The sequence below is a fragment of the Microvirga sp. P4_G7 genome (genome assembly GCF_056401005.1).
In genome coordinates this window covers 1-1,954 of record NZ_JBFUKD010000671.1, presented here as the reverse complement: position 1 = coordinate 1,954, position 1,954 = coordinate 1, and the positions used below count along the sequence as shown (strand labels likewise).

Annotated in this window: 2 protein-coding genes; both read right to left on the bottom strand. The window is 55.3% G+C overall.

The window, feature by feature from the left end:
* Positions 1 to 62: 62 nt before the first annotated feature.
* Positions 63 to 1,346, bottom strand: a complete 1,284-nt coding sequence (locus AC1DT3_RS19370; protein WP_477466843.1) for an NRAMP family divalent metal transporter — start codon at positions 1,344 to 1,346, stop codon at positions 63 to 65.
* A gap of 96 nt (positions 1,347 to 1,442) precedes the next feature.
* Positions 1,443 to 1,954 (bottom strand): 2OG-Fe(II) oxygenase (locus tag AC1DT3_RS19365; RefSeq protein ID WP_477466842.1); only part of this gene is annotated, 512 nt, incomplete at its 5' end.

Sequence of the window (1,954 nt, the reverse complement as noted above, 5' to 3'; positions counted from 1 at the left end):
GCACATCGATGTCACACAAAGATTTGCGGATCGCAAGACAGATAGCACGCTCGCATTAGACCTTATACCGCCATCGCAGCGAACATCGAGAGCGTTGCCGCACCCATAACCGCGGTTGCTGACCATCCGAAAATCTTCAGCGCGCGCGTCGCCGTGAAACGGCCCATCTGGCGGTGTCTCGATATGACGAGCATCATGACGGCCATCAACGGAACAGCGACGACACCGTTTATCACAGCACTCCAGAACAGTGCTTTCATTGGATCCAGATCCGACCAGTCAATGGCGAGCCCGAGAAGGGTCGCGAAACCAATCACGGTATAGAAGCCAACGGCTTCCCAAGGCTTATTGTCGAGGCCACACTTCCATCCGCGGCTCTCACCAAACGCATAGGCGGCAGAACCCGCTAGAACGGGGATCGCCAACAATCCTGTTCCGATAATTCCGAGACTGAAAAGCAAGTAAGCAAACTTCCCCGCGGCAGGCTCAAGTGCTCGCGCTGCGTCCGCTGCCGTCTCAATATTGGTTTTGCCGCTTGCGTGCAGGGTGGCGGCTGTAGAAATCATGATCGCAATTGCGATCAGGTTTGAAACCGCCATGCCAAAGAATGTGTCGAATCGAATTCGAGACAGTTCTCTCGGTGCTTGACGTGGTGCTTCCTTCAGTGGTTTCGAAGAAGGGTCTTGGTCAACCTCCTCCACTTCCTGCGCTGACTGCCAAAAGAAAAGATAGGGACTGATTGTCGTCCCGAAGATTGCTACAACCGTCGTAAGGACGTCCTTTGAAAACCCCTGATCGCGGCTTGGCCACACAAGCCCCCGCACAACTTCAATCCAGTTGAGGCGAACGATGAAGACGACCGCGACATAGGCGAAAAGGACCAGCGTCAACCATTTCAGGAACCGCACGTATCGTCGATACGGAACGAAAAGCTGTAAGGTGAGCGATAAAACTGCGAAGGCGAACGTGAAGGCGTGGTCTCCGAAGCCGACAAGAAGATTAGCAACGGCACCCATTGCGGCGAGATCTGCGCCGATATTGATCGTGTTCGCCACGAACAGCAGCCCCACAAGGACGGTGACCGCAGTTCGGGGCAGCAGACGCCCCATGTTGACAGCGAGCCCGCAGCCTGTGACGCGACCAATCTGCGCGCTGACAAGTTGAATGGCCGTCATTAAGGGGTAAGTGAGAACAAGGGTCCAGAGCAGGCCAAAGCCAAACTGCGCGCCGGCCTGCGAGTATGTTGCGATTCCGCTCGGGTCGTCGTCCGCGGCTCCGGTGACGAGCCCTGGTCCCAGTTGTTCAAATAGAGCGACCGAACGAACGCGCTGGCGAAATTTGGTCATCGAAGTTCCCTAGAGCGCTGGTCAACGCTTCAGAAGGGAAATCGTCTCAATGCTTTAACTGGCTGCAAATGAGACGGTCGAAGGCAACGAGGCCCCTCAGCGCCCAAATATTCCCTTAAAGAACTGAGAGATCTTGTTGTGCTTCTTCTTGCGATCTAGATCCGCTTGGCTCTTGACCCAGGCTATCTGGACCACTCGTCGCTCACCCGAGAACGGCCGATGTCCATGCCAGGAATTATCAGAGCGCAGGAACGCAAAGACCGAGCCCATAACGGGCGGAATCTCCGCCGCGTATGGCTCAAAGTCCTGGCCATTGTACAAGACACGCAAACGACCGCCCTCAGCCGGCCCCCATTCGTCGTTCATGTACACGAGAAGCGTCAAAACCTTCGACGGGCCATCTGTGTGGATGTTGCCGTACTTTGGCTGCGATCGCTTCATGATTGTGGTGAGGCGCGGGAAAGAATGCAGATCGACCCCGAAGCGTTGGGAAAGAGCCTCGGTCAACTCCGGACCTTCCAGCTCCTCGATGAGCTTCTTGAATTTTCCTCGAAGATTTACCTCGTCGACCGTCAAATATCCGGGCTTTGATATGTCTGGAAAATCTC